Annotated in this window: 17 protein-coding genes and 1 rRNA gene; 7 read left to right on the plus strand and 11 right to left on the minus strand. The window is 28.7% G+C overall.

Features of this window, described 5'->3' with window-relative positions:
• Positions 1-189: 189 nt before the first annotated feature.
• Positions 190-297, plus strand: a 5S ribosomal RNA gene (rrf, locus tag H526_RS0113725).
• A gap of 523 nt (positions 298-820) precedes the next feature.
• Here the strand turns inward: rrf and H526_RS0113730 are convergent.
• The 3 genes from H526_RS0113730 to H526_RS0113740 form a co-directional block, all read right to left on the minus strand.
• Entirely contained in the window at positions 821-3778 is a 2958-nt protein-coding gene (locus tag H526_RS0113730) for a DNA polymerase III subunit alpha (RefSeq protein WP_027393531.1), read from the minus strand.
• Positions 3779-3780: 2 nt separating this feature from the next.
• Complete coding sequence (locus H526_RS0113735) at positions 3781-4995, minus strand: DNA polymerase Y family protein (RefSeq protein ID WP_027393532.1); 1215 nt, start codon at positions 4993-4995, stop codon at positions 3781-3783.
• A 162-nt stretch (positions 4996-5157) separates the two neighbouring features.
• Entirely contained in the window at positions 5158-5973 is an 816-nt protein-coding gene (locus tag H526_RS0113740; RefSeq protein ID WP_027393533.1) for a hypothetical protein, read from the minus strand.
• A gap of 287 nt (positions 5974-6260) precedes the next feature.
• Here H526_RS0113740 and H526_RS0113745 point away from each other — a divergent pair, with 287 nt between their 5' ends.
• From H526_RS0113745 to H526_RS0113760, 4 genes are all read left to right on the plus strand, one after another.
• Positions 6261-6770, plus strand: a complete 510-nt coding sequence (locus tag H526_RS0113745; RefSeq protein WP_027393534.1) for a DinB family protein — start codon at positions 6261-6263, stop codon at positions 6768-6770.
• Between the two features lie 329 nt (positions 6771-7099).
• On the plus strand, positions 7100-9307 hold the full coding sequence (locus tag H526_RS0113750; RefSeq protein WP_027393535.1) for an ATP-binding protein: 2208 nt from the start codon (positions 7100-7102) through the stop codon (positions 9305-9307).
• 130 nt (positions 9308-9437) lie between these two features.
• Entirely contained in the window at positions 9438-11564 is a 2127-nt protein-coding gene (locus H526_RS0113755) for a tetratricopeptide repeat-containing sensor histidine kinase (RefSeq protein WP_027393536.1), read from the plus strand.
• A 16-nt stretch (positions 11565-11580) separates the two neighbouring features.
• Positions 11581-12294 (plus strand): LytR/AlgR family response regulator transcription factor, encoded by a 714-nt coding sequence (locus H526_RS0113760; protein WP_027393537.1) that lies wholly within the window; start codon positions 11581-11583, stop codon positions 12292-12294.
• A gap of 42 nt (positions 12295-12336) precedes the next feature.
• Here H526_RS0113760 and H526_RS0113765 read toward each other — a convergent pair whose 3' ends face one another.
• From H526_RS0113765 to H526_RS0113780, 4 genes are all read right to left on the minus strand, one after another.
• A complete protein-coding gene (locus H526_RS0113765; RefSeq protein WP_027393538.1) occupies positions 12337-12558 on the minus strand; it encodes a hypothetical protein in 222 nt (73 codons plus the stop codon).
• Positions 12559-12633: 75 nt separating this feature from the next.
• Complete coding sequence (locus H526_RS0113770) at positions 12634-12846, minus strand: hypothetical protein (protein ID WP_027393539.1); 213 nt, start codon at positions 12844-12846, stop codon at positions 12634-12636.
• 18 nt (positions 12847-12864) lie between these two features.
• Positions 12865-13086, minus strand: a complete 222-nt coding sequence (locus tag H526_RS0113775) for a hypothetical protein (protein ID WP_155839696.1) — start codon at positions 13084-13086, stop codon at positions 12865-12867.
• Positions 13087-13198: 112 nt separating this feature from the next.
• Positions 13199-14872, minus strand: coding sequence for a tetratricopeptide repeat protein (locus tag H526_RS0113780; RefSeq protein ID WP_027393541.1), 1674 nt, complete (start codon positions 14870-14872; stop codon positions 13199-13201).
• Between the two features lie 218 nt (positions 14873-15090).
• Between H526_RS0113780 and H526_RS30915 the strand changes: the two genes are divergently transcribed.
• Positions 15091-15696 carry a LytR/AlgR family response regulator transcription factor gene (locus H526_RS30915; protein ID WP_051336157.1) on the plus strand — a complete coding sequence of 202 codons (606 nt, stop codon included), beginning with the start codon at positions 15091-15093 and terminating at the stop codon, positions 15694-15696.
• 107 nt (positions 15697-15803) lie between these two features.
• Here H526_RS30915 and H526_RS30920 read toward each other — a convergent pair whose 3' ends face one another.
• Positions 15804-16376 (minus strand): conjugal transfer protein TraO, encoded by a 573-nt coding sequence (locus tag H526_RS30920; RefSeq protein WP_027393542.1) that lies wholly within the window; start codon positions 16374-16376, stop codon positions 15804-15806.
• Positions 16377-16668: 292 nt separating this feature from the next.
• Here H526_RS30920 and H526_RS0113795 point away from each other — a divergent pair, with 292 nt between their 5' ends.
• Positions 16669-18204 carry a leucine-rich repeat domain-containing protein gene (locus H526_RS0113795; RefSeq protein WP_027393543.1) on the plus strand — a complete coding sequence of 512 codons (1536 nt, stop codon included), beginning with the start codon at positions 16669-16671 and terminating at the stop codon, positions 18202-18204.
• A 245-nt stretch (positions 18205-18449) separates the two neighbouring features.
• On the opposite strand, the gene H526_RS29180 is transcribed toward H526_RS0113795, so the two are convergent.
• The 3 genes from H526_RS29180 to H526_RS0113805 form a co-directional block, all read right to left on the minus strand.
• Positions 18450-18629, minus strand: coding sequence for a hypothetical protein (locus tag H526_RS29180; protein WP_035085607.1), 180 nt, complete (start codon positions 18627-18629; stop codon positions 18450-18452).
• Between the two features lie 260 nt (positions 18630-18889).
• Positions 18890-19768 (minus strand): hypothetical protein, encoded by an 879-nt coding sequence (locus H526_RS0113800; RefSeq protein WP_027393544.1) that lies wholly within the window; start codon positions 19766-19768, stop codon positions 18890-18892.
• Positions 19769-19778: 10 nt separating this feature from the next.
• Positions 19779-20279: an Imm26 family immunity protein gene (locus H526_RS0113805; RefSeq protein ID WP_027393545.1), complete on the minus strand. Its 501-nt coding sequence runs from the start codon at positions 20277-20279 to the stop codon at positions 19779-19781.
• Positions 20280-20293: the final 14 nt, after the last annotated feature.

The following is a 20293-nucleotide window of genomic DNA, read 5'->3' on the forward strand; positions in this document are numbered from 1 at the left end:
AGTAATGTCATAGCCGAGTAGTACTAATAACCCATAGGCTTATGCGCACGTCCTGCTAAGCAATTAGCAGGACGGAGAATTGCTTTGATAGCTTCTTTTTAGTTACTTTTTTAGATCGTATTTTATTATTTAAATCAATATGTCAACAATATTAGTTGATCTCTTATCATTAAGAATCAACCAACAGCTTAAGGTGGTTATAGCATCGGGGCTCACCTCTTACCATTCCGAACAGAGAAGTTAAGCCCGTTAGCGCCAATGGTACTACAATCGTGGGAGAGTAGGTCGCCGCCTTCCTTGAAAACCCTTCAATACTAAATTGAAGGGTTTTTTTTATACCCGAAAATGAGATACACAGCATAGAAATTAGAAGATTTTACATAAACTATGGTTACACATGATAATAGAATGATATATAACTGAACGATTTTAGTGAAGATACATGTCGTCAGTTATTGGATTCCTTATTTTTAATAGAAGGATGTAGAATAATAAAATAGATAACCTCTTAGAAGCTCCGAATACTTGAAGGCAAGAGGTTCTATAATTTTCATTAATTTTTGCTCATTCGCTTCATTATGAGGGAGAAAAGTATATATGTTTTGTACAAGAATAGGATGATAAGTAAGATGAAGAATATTTCAATTATGTTTTTATATAGGTTTTAGATAATAATCCAAGCTTTACTGTTGGAAACTTATTTTACAGAACTTATGAAGATAGATTACTTACAAAACTAAGAATATTTAAAAAAACTTCCAGATGCAAATACATCATTTTAAAAAATGAGATTGTAATATAGTGTTGTAGAAAGTTTAGCCTATGTGTATCTAGGATCTTGAATGTAATCTTGTTTTACAATTTTTATGATTTCAATACTTAAAAAACCAAATTCTTTTACCACTTTACCATACATACGATAGACTCCTTTATGTCTAAGTTTATATTTTTCCTGTACAGGAGGAAATAATACCGTATCAAAAACATCTCCAAATTGATCTAAAAAAGTACCAAATGCCATACGTTTACCTTTTGAAGTTCGGGTATTTTTCATAGCAATTAAATATCCATAGATATCAATCTTTTTATTAATATAGTTTTTGAATTGATTAGCTCGATTTTGATTCACAGGTTTAGATGCCATTATTTCATAATATCCGCAAATTGGAAATCCGAATGATTCAATTTGTTCAAAAACGTTTTCTAGCTTTGATGTTTGAAACTTTGGTAATTGATATTCAGTGTGTTTTTCTTTAAATAAAACAGGTTGATTATGATCAGGTAGCGTAGTGTACAATTTAAAATGTGCCTCCCATAATAATTCGTGTTTGTTCTTTTGTGTATATGCAAATGCACCTATTTTTATCAGTATACTTATTTGTTCAATGCTTATAGGTACTCTATCGACAAAATTGTTAAGTGATAAATAAGTTCCGTGACGTTTGCGTTCTGATAGTATAAGTTCTACAGTCTTATAATCTAAATTGCGTAACATGTTTAATCCTAGATAAATATGATTTTTTATCAGAATGTGCTCGTATTTGCTAGTGTTAATACACGGAGTTAGGATTTTTGCCCCTAATAATTTTGCTTCATGTAGATATACTTCTGGCCGATAAAATCCGCCTCCATTATTTAAAGTAGCTACAAGGTATTCTAGAGGGAAATAGGCTTTCAGAAATAAACTTTGATAGCTTTCTACTGCATAAGAAGCAGAATGTCCTTTTGGAAAAGCGTATCCAGCAAAACTGGCTACTTGATTCCATATTTCAAAAGTTAATTTATCTTCATACCCTTCATTTTTACAGTTTTGAATGAATTTTTTTTGTACTTCTTTAAATTCTTTACGAGATCTAAATTTACCACTCATTCCTCTGCGTAGCACATCAGCTTCATCAAGGGTTAGTTTCGCAAAAAGATGAGCAACCTTTATTACATCTTCTTGGTATACCATAATTCCATAGGTTTCTTTCATGAGATCTAACATAATAGGATGCGAGTTTTTTCGTCTTTCGATATCATGTTCTCGTAAGATATATTCACGCATCATCCCACTTTTAGCAACTCCAGGTCGTATAATAGAACTTGCAGCAACTAATCCTAAATAATTATCGGTTTTGAGCTTACTTAAGAGCATACGCATTGCAGGAGATTCTACATAAAAACAGGCGAGACATTTAGCATCTCTTATTAGACCATTGATATTAGGATCTTTTTTAAAGCTATCTATATCGTGAATATCAAAGTTTGCCTTTTCTGGTTGATTGTATTTAATAATCTGTATTGCTTCTTTAATCTTAGCAAGTCCACGTTGCCCCAAAATATCAAACTTATATAGTCCAAGATCTTCTGCAATGATCATATCAAACTGTACCGTAGGAAAACCCTTGGGCGGTACATCGGTAGCTGCATAATTATGAAGTGATTTATCACTAATCAATATACCGCTTGCATGAATACTTATATAATTAGGCATTCCTTGTATAAGTTGACTATAAACAATTACTAGTTTATGGATATGATCTAAAGAATTGTAATCGTAATTACCTTCACTAAGTTTATCGATTTCGAATTTAGGTAAACCAAATACTTTACCTAATTCTCTTACAGCTCCTTTATAATGGAAAGTTACATATGCTCCGAGTAATGCGACATTTTTGAATTCTGAAAATATGAATCGTGTAATATCCTGTCTATCTCTCCAAGAAAAATCAATATCAAAGTCTGGAGGACTAGTACGATGTGAATTTATAAATCTTTCGAAGTATAAGTCTAATTCGATAGGATCTACATCTGTAATTTTTAGAAGATAAGCTACTATGCTATTGGCACCACTACCACGACCAACATAGTAATATCCTTTTTCCTGAGCATATGAAATAATTCTCCAATTAATTAAAAAATAAGAAACAAAATTCATTTTAGTAATTAAATGAAGTTCTTTTTTTAATCTATCTAGTACTTTTTTTGTTGGTTTTTTATATCGATATGGAAGCCCTTTATCACATAATTTTTTTAATAAGAGATTATCTTCTTCTATACTTCCAGTATAGGTTTTTTGATTTAATGATGGTTTGTTTTTAGAAAAGTTGAAATTTACATTACATTGATTTAGTATGATTTCGGTATTTTTTATGATAAAATTAAATTCAATAAATTGTTTTTTAATTTCATTATTGGGGATCATTTTTTCTGAAAAACATGCTTGTTGATTCTCTGGTAAACGGCTCAATAGAATATTATTATCGATAGCTCTTAGTAAACGATGCGCATTAAAATCTTTTTTACTTCTAAAAGTTACAGGTTGTAATGTAACAAGTTTGCTTTCTAGTTTTAGATACTTTGAAAACTTAAGTTTAGCTAAATCTTTTATAGAAACACCTATAAATTCATTTGATGAAAAATTATTTTTTTTTGTTTCTATAATTTGTTTAAAAGGGTATATGATAAAAACATTATTGAATAGTGGAGCGTTTTTAGGAAATTCAATTTTATTGTGAGAATGGTAGGATAAAAAATCATTTAATTCGTTATATCCTTCGTTATTTTTAGCAATACCTACATATAGTTGTTGATGATTATTTCTAAAATCAACACCTACAATAGGTTTGATTTTATATTCTTTCGCTTTTCTAATAAAGTTTAAACAAGCTGATGTATTATTAATATCTGTTAAAGCTATAGCATTTACTTTATTTTCTTTAGCAAGTTCTAATAATGTTATTTCGGAAAAAGTTCCGAACCGTAAACTATAATACGAATGGCAATTAAGGTACATGCTTATTGTTTTCTATGTGCTAATACAATTGGAGGTTGACCATTAAATGGATTTTGCATTCTGCCAATAGTTTTAGATCCCATGGCTACAGCTCTAATTACGCTACGATCTCCGTATTGACTTCTAATATGATCTAATGCTTTGTATAGATTAAGTTGTTTTTCATTGTCTTCAAATAGGTTTATTTGGTAATTTCCAGTTACTAGATGACTAAATCTGATACCTATTAATCGTACTAATAATCTTTTTTGATACAATTTTTCGAATAGTTCTAAAATTTTAGGAATTAGAATATGATCAGCACTGGTGTATGGAATCTTAAGTTGTTTGGAATATGTATTAAAATCAGAATATCTGATTTTAACTGCAATGCATGCAGATAGTTTATTTCCTCTACGCAATTGATAAGAAAGGTTTTCTGTCATTGCTATAAGAATGTTACGTAGTTTGTAAACATCTATGGTATCTCTATCAAATGTTCTTTCTGTTGAAATAGATTTACGTTCAGAAAAACCAATAACGGGAGTATTATCTATTCCATTTGCTCTTTTCCATATAGTTAATCCATTTACTCCTAAAACTCTTTTCATAACATCTACAGGCATATCTTGTATTGTTTTTACTTGCCGTACTCCTAGATTACGAAGTGTTTGAAAAGTTTTGTCACCAACCATAGGGATTTTTTTTATAGATAACGGAGCTAGAAAAGGTTTTTCCGTACCAAAATCAATTTTTAATTGATTATTAGGTTTCGCTTCATTAGTAGCTACTTTAGATACTATTTTATTTTGAGCAAAACCTAAAGATATTGGTAAACCGGTTTCTGATATGATTGTTTGTCTAAGTTCTGAGGCATACTTATAAGCACCAAAAAACCTATCCATTCCTGATAAATCTGCATAAAATTCATCGATACTTGATTTTTCAAAAACAGGAACTTTATCTTTAATAATTTCTGTAACTAGATCAGAATATCTACTATATGTACCCGCATTACCTTTTATGATTGTAGCTTCTGGGCATAGTTCTTTCGCTATCTTCATAGACATTCCTGAGTGTATACCAAATGCTCGGGTTTCATAGCTACAGGCTGCTACAACACCACGATCACTAATACCACCTACTAGTAAAGGTTTTTTTTGTAATGAACTATCAATAAGACGTTCTACAGATACATAAAATGTATCAAGATCAAGATGTAATATAGTTCTCAATATTCAGTTTTATGGAGTTTTTCCAAATTTATGGAATATTTCCATAATGTTTAATGTATGGCTTTAAATTTTATTCACATTAGATCAAAAAAAAACGACATCTTAATTTAAGATGTCGCTTCTAAAAAATTTTATTTTGGGGCTACAAAATAAAATTCAATTGTATTAATTTTCTGTATATCCAGCGAATTGTTGCATAGCACTTTTAGTAAGTTCTTTAGCTCTATTTACATAAAAACTTTTTGTATCATTTAAAGTTTCGTTTTGTAAATCATTTTCACTTCTTAAATAATCCTTTTGAGATTCGAAGATTGATTCATCATCAAAAGCTATACTTAATTCTTGTAATGCACTTTCTAATTTTTGTAACGCTTGCTCTGCTTTAGCTTTTACTGCTGTTTGTTCTTTTAGTTCTGCCGCACGTTGAGCTTCAAATTCTGCTTTAGCTTTTTGCTGTTCTGCAATTTGCTGTTGTAATTTTTGTTGTTCTATTGCTAACTGACGTCTTTGTTCTTCTAATTCTTTTTGTTTCTGTGCTACTTCTTCAGAAGCAACTGCTATAGCTTCTTCTTCTTCACTAACAGTCTCTACAACATAAGAGTCACTACTACCATTATTTGCTTGGCAGTCTGTTAATTGTTCTAATAACTTAGGACCAAGATCTTTTGCTTGTTTTGCATAATATCTGCTTCGCTCATAAGTATCTTGATCTAGTGAACTTACCATATTAGTTTTAGCTTCATAAGCTGTTTCATTAGCTTCTTCACAACCACATTTATCAGCAAGAGTTTCTACTTTTTCAAGAGCTTCTATTGCTTTATCAGCATATTCTTGAGTGTGAAATACATTATTAGCTCCGTGCGCTTTCTTAGAATGTGAATATGCATAACTAGCAGCAGTTAAAGCATCTTCATAAAGATTTTGGGCATTGGCCTGGGGAATAAAACAAAGTAAAAATAAGATGGATGCTATTCTTTTCATTTTTATGGGGCTTTTTAATGAACAGTACAAGTATACAATATTTTCTAAGTAACATCCAAAAATAAACGTCATTAATCGATGAAATGCGCACTTTATCTTAATTTTTATGGGTTACCCATAAACAAAGTGATAGATATCCTACTGTTTAATGAGAGTTTTCATCATTTGATTCACTCATAACGAAGTTAGTCGTTACGTATTGTATAGTACCTATGTAAATTATAATTTTAACGTTTTACAAAAGTTATTATGTAAGTTTATTATGTATATTACGTCCATAATTCCCTATGAAAGAACTTATCATATCTTCGATAAACCATAATCTAAATAATGCTATTGCTTTATTAGACGCAATAACTTTAGAAACTTACTGTAATGCTTCTGTAGGGCCATACTATTCTAGTATAGGTTCTCATATGAGACATACATTGGATTTTTTTGATTGTATTATTAATGGATTAGATACTAATGACATTGATCTTACTGCTCGTAAGCGAGATGAAATTTTATCTACAAATATAGAAGCAACAAAAGATCATATATATACACTACAAGAAACGTTACTTTCTTATGTTGATGTAAATACGGATTACCTGATTCACGTTACTGATAATATGGGACAAGGAAAAGTTACAGTCAATTATACTTTAGAAAGCATTCTTGCGCACGCAAATAGCCATGCAATTCATCACTATGCTACAATAGGGTATATTCTTAATCAACTTAATGTAGAAATTAAAATCTCAGGATTTGGCTATAATCCTACTACTCCTGTAAATAAGCGAGAAGGAATCTAATATAGAAGAACGTAACTTGCTTAATTTATTCTATTTATAATTTATTCTGTTTTTTATAAGTGATATTTTTATTTATATAATGTATATATTGGTAATTAGAAAGACTTATTTTCTATTGCTTTACAATATAATATTAGATGTTTTATGTGAAATATATAGTTGTCACACAGTAATGTACTAATTTTAAAAGTTATAGATAAGATTATTTTTTTAGAAGTTTTTATTCTTAAATGTATTTATCAAAAAGTTTGCATAATATATTTAGGATAAATTTCTAAGGTTATCTTTGATATATAATAATATGTAAGAGGTAAATAAGAGTAGTTACTATGGTTAGATTAGAATACATATTTATTGCTTTCTTTACAAGTGTTGTTATTTATGGTCAGAATTTAGATGATGATTGTGAGTTGTGGCGAAAACAAATGGATACAATTTCAAGCTCAGAATCATTGTTTAGACTTAGTAATCAAGCTATTTCTAAAGTAAATGATGAATGTAAGATAGAAATTTACTTAGCATTGATTCACACATATAAGTATATCGAAAAGTTTGATGAAGCATTAAGATTTTGTAATCAAGCTATAATGCTTGGAGAAAGCCTCAAAAAAGAGAAATCACTTTCAAGTTTGTATATAGAAAAGGCTAGTATTTTATTATCTCAAAATCATAAAAATGAAGAAGCTTATGTATGGTTAGATGAAGCTAAAAAGATATTGGATAAAGATTTTAAAAATGATGGGTGGATTCTTTATTATAATACGAAAGAATTAATAGCAAGAAAAAGTAACGAATATAATAAAGCAATCATATATGCAGATTCAGTTATCAGTTTCTTAAATAAAACTAATAATGAAATTGGAATACCAACTCGATATCAAAACATAGGTTTGTATCACTTTAATTTATCTAATTATGAAGAATCAGCTAAAAATTTACTAAAAGCAATTCAGCTTAAAGAAGGTCAAAATAATATCTTAGATTTAGAGGATATATATTATTTTTTAGGACGTACTTATTTAAGATGGGAACATTATGATACTGCAATAAAATATATAAATAAGAGTATTCCAATTGCAAAGGAAAGAGGAGATAACTATGTTTTATTATTATGTCATTCAGAACTGGTTAAATGTTATCAGAAATTAAATAAAAATGATGATGCTATTAGAGTTGCTGATTATGCTTTAAAATTAGCTCGTGATCAAAAAGATTATGTTCAGATGTCTGAACTATTAAAGGAAAAAGGATGGATATACTTCGAATATCTTAAACAAAACGATAAAGCCGAGATATATTTTAAAGAAGCTTACCAAATAGCAAAAAAATCTAAAGATGATTCAACACTATATGCTAGCATTAGAGGTTTAATAGAAATTTATCTTCACGAAAAAGAATATGAAAAAGTAAAAAGTTACTTGAAATCTTTTGAGAATATAACTAATAAGATTAATAGTATACATTATACACAAAAATTCTATCAAGTTTCTAGTAGATATTATCAAAAAACAGGTCAATCATTTCTAGCTTTAAATCAACTAAAAAAATATTATTCAATAAAAGATTCTATATCCAGCGAACAAGTAATGGTTAAAGTAGCTGATCTAGAAAAAAAGTATGACACTAAAAAGAAAGAATTAGAAATAGTCACTCTTAACAAACAAAAAGAAGAGCAAGAACAAATAACAAAACAAGCTAAGACTAAGCAATATCTATATTTATTGGCAGCTGTTTTTTTGTTATTGCTATTAGGAATAGGAGCTTGGGCATTTAGAAAATTGAGAAAACAACAAAAAGAATTGGTTTCCACAAACCAAGTTAAGAATCGTCTTTTTTCTATTATAGCACATGATCTTAGAGGAATGATTATTCCTTTCCAACGATCAGGAAAAATATTAAAATATCATATAGAAAAAGGCAATCACGAAAAGACAATAGAATTATCTCAATCATTAGAGCAAAACTCAGAAAGTTTATCCAATATGCTTGATAATTTATTGAATTGGTCTTTAGAACAGATGAATGGCTATAAAATGAATGCTCAGATAATATCTATAAAGAAAGAATTAACAGAGATCATATCATCATATCATCAACAGGCTGTTTACAAGAAAACTAATATAGAACTAAAATACGAAAAAGATTTTTCCGTTAATTTTGATAAAGGAGCTTTTCATGTAATTTTTAGAAATTTAATAGGTAATGCTTTAAAGTATACAGAAGAAGGAAATATTCGAATAGAATTTAAAAACGAAAATGAAGAGTTTTTATGTTCGGTAATTGATACTGGAATTGGAATGCCAAAAAGTAAACTAGAAAATCTTTTTAATTTAGAAGAAAAAAAATCAACTATAGGAACACAAGGTGAAAAAGGAACAGGGCTAGGGCTTAATCTTGTTTATCGCTTTATAAAAATGCATAAAGGAACGATTAGTGTTTCTTCAGAAAAAAGAATTGGTACGCGATTTGACCTAAATTTCCCTTTGATAAAATATAAACTTTACGAAAAAACAGATCATACGGCAATCTCTGCATAAAACTCTTAAAACCAAATACCTACTTGATATGATACCGCAAAAATTATTGTTATTACTATTTAGTTTTTTAGTATCGTTCTCTTTATACTCTCAAACAGAGAATGAGCATTGCAAACGGTGGCATAAAACAATGGATACTATCCAAAGCTATGAGGTAGCATTTAAGTTTTGTAGAGAAATGATTAAGAAAGTTGATGAAAAATGCAAAGCAGAAATACAAATATCTAGGGGTTATATGTTTTTGAATCAAAGAGATGTAGATTCATCTATTTATTATTTAGATAAAGGTATTAAGCTGGCTAAGAAGGTCGATGATTCAGAATTATTATCATCTGCATATGGTAAGAAAGCTTATAGTTTTGCTCTTCAAGGAAATAAAAAGGAAGCAGAATTGCTCCTGAAAAAGACAAGAAAAATATTAGTCGATTATCCAGAAAATGAAAATTGGATATTTTATCATCAAACTCATGCATATCTCGCAGATATAGATGCAGATTATAAAAGAGCTTTAAGTCATACGGATAGTACTGTAATTATTGCCGAGCGTAATAATCTTAAAGAGTTTTTAGCTTCCTGCTATGGTAATAAAGGGACATATTCTATGAGATTATCTCAGTATGAGCATGCTGTTGATAGTTTTCTAAAGGCTGTTGAAGTTTTAGAAAAGGAAAGCAAATCATCTCAGTTGGATGCTTGTTATTCTATGCTAGCTTCGGCTTATAAAAGATTAGAACAACATGATATAGCTATAAAATATTTTGAAAAAGCTATAGAAGAATCTTATAAAACCGAAAATAACTTTATAAGAATGCTTACCTATTCAAGAATGGCTGATGTACAAAGAAAATTAGATATAACTAATGAAGCTCTTATTTCTGTAGATTCTACAATTGGAATAGCAAGAAAGTTAAATAATAAAGGTTTTATCGCAGATGGACTTCACACAAAAGCAACAATTTATTTTGAAAATGTAGAAAACTATGATCAAGCAGAAATCTATTTTAAAAAAGCTTATGAATATGTTTTAGATGCCAAATCTATTAAGGTGATAGATAATATGATGTTAATTTCTGCAATAGATGGAATGGCAAAAATAAACCTTAAAAACGGCAAGTATAGTGAGGCTAAAAAATTTATTGATTTATTAGAAAAGAAAAGTAAAGAATCTAAAATACTAATTTTTGAAAAAGCACTACATTACTACAAAAGTGATTATTTTGAAAATACGGGAAATCCTGATAAAGCTTTAGTTCATTTTAAACAATATCATTTTATTAAAGATTCGATTTCTAATAAAGAATTAAAAACTAAAGTAGCAGATTTAGAGAAGAAGTATGACACCAAAAAGAAAGAACTTGCTATAGCGACTCTTAACAAACAAAAAGAAGAGCAAGAACAAATAACGAAACAAGCGCAAGCCCAACAAAATTTGTATTTAATAGCAGCTGCATTTTTGTTTTTGTTGTTAGGAATTGGAGCTTGGGCTTTTAGAAAATTGAGAAAACAACAGAAAGAATTAGTTTCTACAAATCAAGTAAAGAATCGTCTTTTTTCTATTATAGCACACGATCTTAGAGGAATGATAATTCCTTTCCAACGATCAGGTAAAATATTGAAATATCATGTAGAAAAAGGGAATAATGAAAAAACAATAGAACTATCTCAAGCATTAGAACAAAACTCAGAGAGTTTATCCAATATGCTCGATAATTTATTGAATTGGTCACTGGAACAGATGAATGGTTATAAAATGAATCCTCAGACAATTTCTGTGAATAAAGAGTTAACAGAGATCATATCATCATATAAACAACAGGCTACATATAAGAAAACCAAAATAGAATTAAAATATGAAGATGATTTTTCTATTAATTTTGATAAAGGAGCTTTTCATGTCATTTTTAGAAACTTAATAGGTAATGCATTAAAGTATACAGAAGAAGGAAATATACGAATAGAATTTAAAAATAAAAATGATATTTTTTTATGTTCTGTAATTGATACAGGAGTAGGAATGTCTAAGAGTAAACTCGAAAATCTTTTTAATTTAGAAGAAAAAAAATCAACCATAGGAACACAAGGTGAAAAAGGAACAGGGCTGGGACTTAACCTAGTTTATCGCTTTATAAAAATGCATAATGGAACTATCAATGTTTCTTCGGAAAAAAGAATTGGCACACGTTTTGACTTAAGCATTCCCATAACCATATCGTTGACCAAAGAAGAAGGGGCAATTTCTAAACCTTTATCAGCGTAAATAAAGCATACAGATCATGAATATTTATATAGTAGAAGATGATATATTTCATTTAGAAGATATTAAAATCTCTCTAGAAGAGTTAGGGTATTTCTGTGTTGGTAGTTCAGATGATCCATTCGAAGCTCAAGAACAAATTGGAGAATTAAGGCCAGATGCAGTAATCTTAGATATTCATTTAAATGGTAAAGAGTCAGGTATTGCGCTGGGGTATAAAATTAAAACCTTGTATGAAATCCCAGTGTTTTTTGCTACTTCTGATAATGATAAGGATGTAATGAGTAAAGCTGCAACTATAAATCCGGCAGCTTATCTAACAAAACCTATAAATAAAGATGATTTACAAGCTGCATTGATTTTGGCTCAGAAACAAGAGATTAATTCAGAAAAGAACGGAACTAGTGAACCGGAGAATATATTTGTAAAGAGCGGAAATAAACTAATAAAAGTAAATTTAAACTCGATACTTTTTGCGCATACTGATTCTAAAAATTATTGTTCTATTGTTACTACAGATCATAAGAAATTATCTGTACGATACTCTATTTTAAAATTAAGTAAGAAACTACAAAGCTTAGAATTTGTACAAACACATAGATCTTATATCATAAATTGGAATAAGATAGACTCATTACATGAGTATGATCAAACCATAGAGATACAAGGTCATCATATTCCCATAGGGAGAACGTTTAAGGAGTATATTTATAAACGTTTAAAGGTGATCTAACCTCTCTACTATTATAAAGAATATTTCTTTTTTTCTTGTTAGTTAAATTGTTAAACAATGGATATCACCACTTAAAGCAATAGTTTTAGTAGAAACATTACAATCTCCCTGAGTTTTACAAACTATTGGTTTTGTAAAACAAGCGTCTCCAGTAGTAACTTGATCTGTTGTGTCTTGTGATCCTCCATTAAATTTATCAAGATGGTCTAATCTAGCGATCTTTATTTTATCCAGACTTATTTTTTTTCTTTGACTATTTTTCATTTCCCCAAAAAGTTAAAGTATATAATCCATCCTATTAATGGATATTTATTAATAAAAAAACCTCCAAATTTTATTTCAAATATTAGTGCCAATTGCGGTAGTACTGATACTACCAGCACCTGTTTTTGTAGAAGTTGTTTTTGTATCTCCAATTGTCGTTAAATCATTTGGATCGATAGGTACCGTACCATCTTGTAAATCGTGAAATGATCCTCCAACAATGTATCTTAGGTTATTTAGTTTAGCGATTTTAACTTTATCTAAACTTAATTTATTTCTGTTTTTCATAATATAGATATAAAAAATTTACTCGACACAGATAGAAATACTACTCCCAGCAGCTGTTTTAGTAGAAGTATGCGTGCCAATTTCATCACACATTTTGGTATGAGTTCCAGTAAGTTCCGTGATAGTTGGAATTTCAGTTGAAGTCGGAGGTAAAGAGCCACCCCAAATTACATGTGTATTATTTAATTGAGCAATTTTGACTTTGGCTAAACTCAATTTTTTAAGTTTTCCCCTTTTCATGTTGTTTTGATTTGTGTTTTCACAATCTACAATTTTAGTCATAATAATACACGTAAATATTCTTGAAATTTATAAATTTCAAGATAATAAAAAGTGTTTTACGTATTGATCATTAGGATTTTATGTGCTTTATGAAATAGGACGGATATATGCCTGTTTTTTTATGAAAAGCAGAAGAAAATGATTGCGCATTTTTAAAACCTACTTCTTCTGCAATAGCTTGTATAGTGTAAGATCGTAATGACTTATTAGAACTAAGTTGATCAACAGCAAAATCAATTCTTAAATTATTCAGGTAATTTGCAAAATTTACATTTTTATAGACATTGATAATTTTGGATAAATATGCACTATTGGTTTGTAGTTCTTTCGCTAAAGAATTAAGTGTATAATGCTTTTTAACAAATTGTTTTTTATCTTCAAAATCATGAAGCTTTTTTAAAATTGTTTCTATTACATCAGTTGGAATATCTATGTCAGGTTTTTTAGTTAATTCTTTATTAACATTTTTAATAATCTCTGATTGATCTGCTTTAGGTTGCTTTTGTTCTTTTAATAATTTCTGAAAGCGTATCTTGTTTAGATAACTTTTTCTAAAACCATATATAGCAATTAATACTAAAATTATGGATAATGTAATTAAAAAATTAATTGTATTATTCTTTAAAAAAGTATCTCTTTCAAATTGTTTTATTAGTTTTTCTTTTTCAGATTTTAGTTCTGCAGCATCATATTTTTTAGTGATATTTCTTGTCAGGTTTACTTGATTTGCATGTCTAACACTATCCAGCTCTAATTGTGTATTAAGATATTCTAGTTGTAATTCAAAATTATTTTTGGACTTTGCAAAAGCCTTTAAATAATCATAAATATTAATAATATCAGGGATTACATCTTTTGTTTTTCTTAGTATCGTATCCGCTTTTTTAAAATGAAAAATACTTTTTTCTTCATCTCCTAAATCCTTATAACTTCTGCCAATGTAGTAATCACAGTTTGCAATTCTTGTTTCTGAATCATCAAACTTGGCAATCAATTTTTTCCCTTTTTTAAGGCTGTCGATTGCTTTATTATAATTGTTTAGTAAGTATTGATGTATTCCCGAGGTTACTAAAATATATGAGTAAACTGTAGAATCATTTGTTTTTAAGGTTTCTTTTATTCCTTTATCTATAGTTGTTTTTGCTAGCGCTAATTCTTTAGTATGAATATAAGAATCTGCCAGTGCAAATATCACCCGATTATAATTGAATTGATCGTGATGTTCGGGCTTTTGTTCTATAAAGTTTATATATTCATTAAAAATAGTTAGTGCTTCTTTACGGTCACCAGACATATTTTTTAGTAATCCGATATTAAATTTAGCTAACAAATATATTTTATCATTGCCGCTTTTTTTAGCAGCTTCGGATGCTTTTATATATAGTTCTAGAGCTTCTATATATTGTCCTAGTTCATACTTAACTACACCTTTTTGTAAATAACTTACAGATGGGAATCTGAAATAGTTTTTATCCTTGGTAATACTAATGACGCTATCTATATAGGCCACCTTCTTACTAGGTTGATAAAGAGATAAGAATAGGTATGCATTAGCCATATTTAATGTGTCAGACCTATGAATAGCACTATTAAGATGTGTTTGTGCAATTTTTATTTTTAAAGAGTCTACTTTTTCTTTTCTTATAAGATTTATGAGCTCGATATAATTATCCTGCGCAACCACAAATTCACCTGTCAATAACAATATGATTACATAAATTATAGATAGATTTTTGATCTTCATTAGTAGAGCCCTTTTCAACAATGTTTTTTCGACAATAAATTATATCATACGAATGTAAAGATTTAATAGTGATCTAAAGAAATAATTATAGTGTTTTATAGATAGTTGAAATTTATAAATTTCAACTCTTAATTTATAAATGCCAATAATAAGTATTTGTATTCTAGCTTATATCCTGATTAGATTTGATAAAGTGAACATCAAAAAAAGCAAGTACTATGAAACCCTATAACGTAGAGTCGGATGATGCTTATTTAAAAGATTTAGATATTGATCTTAAGGATTTGAAAAACACATCGCTAAGTAATCTTAATGCATCACTTACCATACAAAAACAGATAATTAAACATACCGATGACGGCATTGTCATTGGATTTTATATTAAATCCAAACACGCAGGTTTAGGATTAACCAAAAAAGTAAATTCTTTTTATAAAAATTCATTAACGTTTCCTGAACCACAAGAAACAAGACAGGTAAAAGAAAATAAAAAGGAACCGTCGACTCATTTATTTATTAAATGCGGAAATAAGTTAGTTAAAGTAGCAATTGATACTATTATTTTTGCTCATACAGATTCTAAAAACTATTGTTCTATTATCACTACGGATCATAAAAAATTGTCAGTGCGTCATTCCATAACTAGTTTATTAAAAGCATTAAACCGTAGTTTTTTTGTTCAAACTCATAGATCCTATATTATAAATTGGAATAAGATTGATTCGTTTTATGAGCAAGATCAAACTATAGAAATTCAAAATCATCATATTCCAATTGGTAGAACATATAAAGAAGAGCTCTATAAAAGAATAAGAATTATATAAAACTATAAAAAGATTCGTCAAACAGATGATTTTAGTTTGGCGAATCTTTTTCAATACACAAACAAGAGTTTTTTACTAATAGTAAGAAAAGCTTTCAGTTTCACTTCTTATTTTAAGATTAACTTTACTCCTAAACCAGCATAAGGAGTAAGCTCACCAATTTCGCTATTGATATGATAGATTTCATTTAACTTTACGTTTAAAGTAATTACAGGAGAAAGAAAAATATCGGCATCTATACCCGCATATGCTCCATAAATAATATTTTTTGTTTCTATAGTTAGTATTTGATTATTTTCTATAGAACTATCACCATCATTTATGATTTCATATCCAACTGTACCTCCAGCACCTAGAGAAAATGCAAAGGTTCTTGAATTATTTCTTAGGATATCAAAAAAGAATCCTGCATTAAATGAATATGTATTTACAGGAATATCTATATTGTTCTGTTCCAAAGTTGTAAAACTACCTTGTAAATTGAATTGGATATAATCAAACTCATTAACTTTGTAATCTCCCGAAATCATTCCGCTAAAACCATCTTGGACAATACCTCCATTTATAGAAAAAGCTACTTTATGACTCTGAGCTGATAATGAACTTGAATATGACCATAATACAAGAGGTAATAATAGTGTATACAGAAATTGTTTCTTAATTTTTCTCTGATTATTCATTCGTGTTATTTTGTTTTTCAAAATTTAAGGAAGCATTCAGAAAACGAATTAAAAACTTATTATAATGTCACGTATTGTTTTGAGGATTTTGGTTTAGATTTTATGGATTAATGTATAGTTTTTAGGGTTTTGTGTTTTAGATGTTTTGCTGTTAGATATCGATATTTCTATGTTTAAAAAAAAGAATCGTTCATCCACAAAATCGTGTCATTAGACCACTAACCAAAATAAATGATCAATTTTTCAAACATATTTGTACTTAAGAAGGAGTCTTTAAACTAAATATTGATTTATGAGAAATTTATATTTGAGAGTTTTTACAATATGTACGTGTTTAATTATTTCGTGTACTAAAGAAATTGAAGCAGACCTAATTACAACTATCATAGAAGATGATTTCGAGGATGTAAATAATGTGTTATTAAAAATAGTAGAGGATAATCCAGGTAACACCCTTAATTGGAGTAATAGTTTAGATAATATTAATAACTGGGAAGGACTTGTTATTGAGAATAATAAACTTATCGGACTTGATATAGAAAACAAAGGGATTAAGGTACTTACTCCAACAATTAATTTATTAGAAAATCTAACAGTTTTAAAACTTAAAAATAATGAGTTAAGTAATATTCCAAATGAGTTGTTTGATCTAAAAAGACTAGAAAATTTATCACTATCCGGAAGCACTAATTTAACAATACAAGCAGATGATTTTTTACCAGGTTTATTTTCTTTATCTAATTTAAAGGAGCTTAGCTTAGATCATATAGGAATTAACGAAATTGAAGGAATAGGATCTTTGAACCAATTAGAAAAGTTAATTTTAGAAGATATTCCTTTAGATGTTATTCCTAGCGATATAGGGCAACTTACACTTTTAGAGGAACTAAACTTTACAAATAATAATTTTTTCGAAATACCTGAAGGTTTTTTTAGATTAATAAATTTGAAAAGTATTTCTATTGTTAATAATAATAACCTTACTACCATACCGGAAGGATTTGGAGTTTTTACAAAATTAGATTCATTGACAATAACGGGAAGTGAAGGAATACAAAAATTTGCTAGTAGTATTTCTGAAGCTACGACACTTAAAAAACTAGATTTATCCAATAACAATATAGGTTTTTTAACTAATGAAGACGGTATTATTCCTGATGAAATAGGGATGTTATCTCAACTAACGGATTTAAATTTGGAGAATAACGATATTAATTCAATTAGTGCTAGAATAGGTGAGTTGGTAAATCTAAAAACAATTAATTTTCGTAATAATAAGATTATTGATATCCCTATGGAACTAGGCGCATTAACGATTTTGGATATATTGGATGTGTCTGGAAATTTAATGCTTAACGAAATTCCTGAGGAGGTTTGTAAATTACAAGATCTAGGAGCTATCATTATTAGCGAGGGAGAATGTGGAGATCTGAGAGTAAGTTCTGAATACGGTTTTAATACCACAGAAGTAGGTGTTAGTTCTCTATTTTTTATAGATGTTGTTTTGGATGCGGTTATTGATCCCGTTTTTGTTGATGGTGACGGCCCGTTTGATTTAGATTTTGGAGAAATAGGTTTTGAAATCCATGAAGTGAATATTGAAGATGTATTAAATAGAGAAGATACTCCAGATCAGGTTCTTGTTAACCAGACTGCGACACAGCAATTCATTAATGGAACTAATAATTTATCGTATGAACTTATATCACCTTCGGTACCAAATATAGATTTACCAGAAGGAAGAACATATCGTGTAAGATTATTTAATACAGAGTTTAGTAATGTAAAAACCTATTTACCTGCATATGAGCTAATGGTTTTAGAATAATATAATATTTTAATTTGATATCATCAGTCAATTATAAAAAACCCTCGTTAATTTTAAAATTAATGAGGGTTTTACATTTCTATTTGATCAAAAAACAACGTTTTTAGTTACAATTTCTATGTGGACAAAAGAATGGCATATTAGTGACCACTCCACAATAGCGTCCATCGTATCCACCACGTACTGTCTTCTGAGTTTCTTTGTTGAGTATTTTTACTCCTTCTAAGTTTAATATGTTTTTTTCATTATCTTAAAATACATAATTTACCAAATGGCGAACTAGGAACAGAAACACATTGGTAATTATAACTAGCAGTAAGATCTATACAATCATTATTATTATGGCATGGTAATAATCCTCCGTTAATTGTTTTTTGTTGTTCTTTAGTTAAAGATGTTCCTAAGTTTGATAAGTTATTTATCATGATGTAAAATATTAAGTTAGTTTATTACACGATGTAATAAGTGTATTTAATATATTAGTTAGAAAAGTGATATTATCTTAATAGTGGGTTTTTAGTTCGAACTTGTGGACGAACTACCATATAATGTGGAGTTTTCTAAAAGAACGGAACTGTAGTTATAAGTTTGATAAGTGTATCCGAAAACTTTAAGTAATTTTAGAATAAAAAAGAGAATTATTATTAGCTTTTAAAATATAATTTGAAATAGGATATAAAACTATTTAGATACTAAATAGGCTATTGTCATTACTCGTTGGTTTATTTTTATCAACTGTATTGGATTTAGTTTTTACTTTGGGTGGAGTAGGAGGGTTAGAGTATTTTTGATCCTTACCAATTTGTTCTCCCATTACTAAAGAAGGTTTATTATCTTTTTTAGGTTTTGTAGTTTTTCCAAGATTTAGAAGACTGGTATGATTAGTTTTATCTTTGATTGGTTTAGGTTTAGGAACTTTTTTAGTTACTGGTGTTATAGGAACTTTAGTTGTACTAGGTTGTTGTTTTTCTTTTTTTAATTGTTCTGTAGATTCCTTAAACTGTTTTAAAGGTGATATTTTTTTCTTTTTTTTAGTAGAAACCCTAGTAATAGATTTGGTTCTGAGTTCTTGTTTGGGAATTTCAATATCGCCCAGAATTTTAGAAGGTTTAGAAACTTTTTTAGTATTGTTGATTTTGATTTTATTTGTAGTAGGAGTAATCGTTTTTTTTGCAGGAAACTCTTCTTCTTTTAATAAAGCTTCATCTTCTGCTTTGAACTCTAGCATTTCATCTAATGAAAAATCCTCTACAGGGACTTCAATGAAACCTTCGAAATTATCAAAATTCTCACTTGCATCAACCTGATGTATTAATTCCAGACATTGCGTTTCATTTGCATATCGCTGTTGATGAATTTGATTTGTAATAATAGGAAATTCCACTAACCATTTTTGTTCAGCTACCCAAGAGAATCTTAAAACATCATTATTATCATTGATGATACTAATAAATGAGTTTTCATCAGGTGATAAATCATTGAAATATCCAATTACTTCACCTTTATTAGCAGAGATGCCATTAAGGTGCTGTTTTTTTACGATATCTTTTAGATAGGTTTTCATGAAAAACTATTTAGTTACGATTTATACCCTTTACTTCTCGTATCATATCTTCTATTTCAGTTGGTGGATATACAATCCACTCACTATATAATTTGTTATCATAAAAATCAATATTTTTCTTTAATCCACCTTTCCATAATATTGGAGTATCAATATCTCCAAGTAAAAAAGTAATTTCCGAATAATTAGAATGTTCTTCTTTGTCGTAATCAATATCTTCAAAAACAAACCTCCATCTTTTCTTGAAAAAACCCATTGTTGATCTTAATGGTTTGAACATAAGTCCTGATTCCGTAATTACTTTTTTATTTATAGGTATTTCGCCTACGTAGTTAAATACTTCGATTAAATCTCCTGAAGACTTATTAATTTCTATTAATCTACCAAAACCATATTTTTTAGTAGGATCAAATAAATTTCGAGAGTAGTTTTTTCTGTTATTCTTTATATCATTAGGTAAGAATAAAGGAATCATAAATAAATTTCCTGAATTTTCTTCGAAGTACTTCATTATTCTACAATCTT

It is taken from the genome of Aquimarina latercula DSM 2041, assembly GCF_000430645.1.
Lineage (GTDB): Bacteria > Bacteroidota > Bacteroidia > Flavobacteriales > Flavobacteriaceae > Aquimarina > Aquimarina latercula.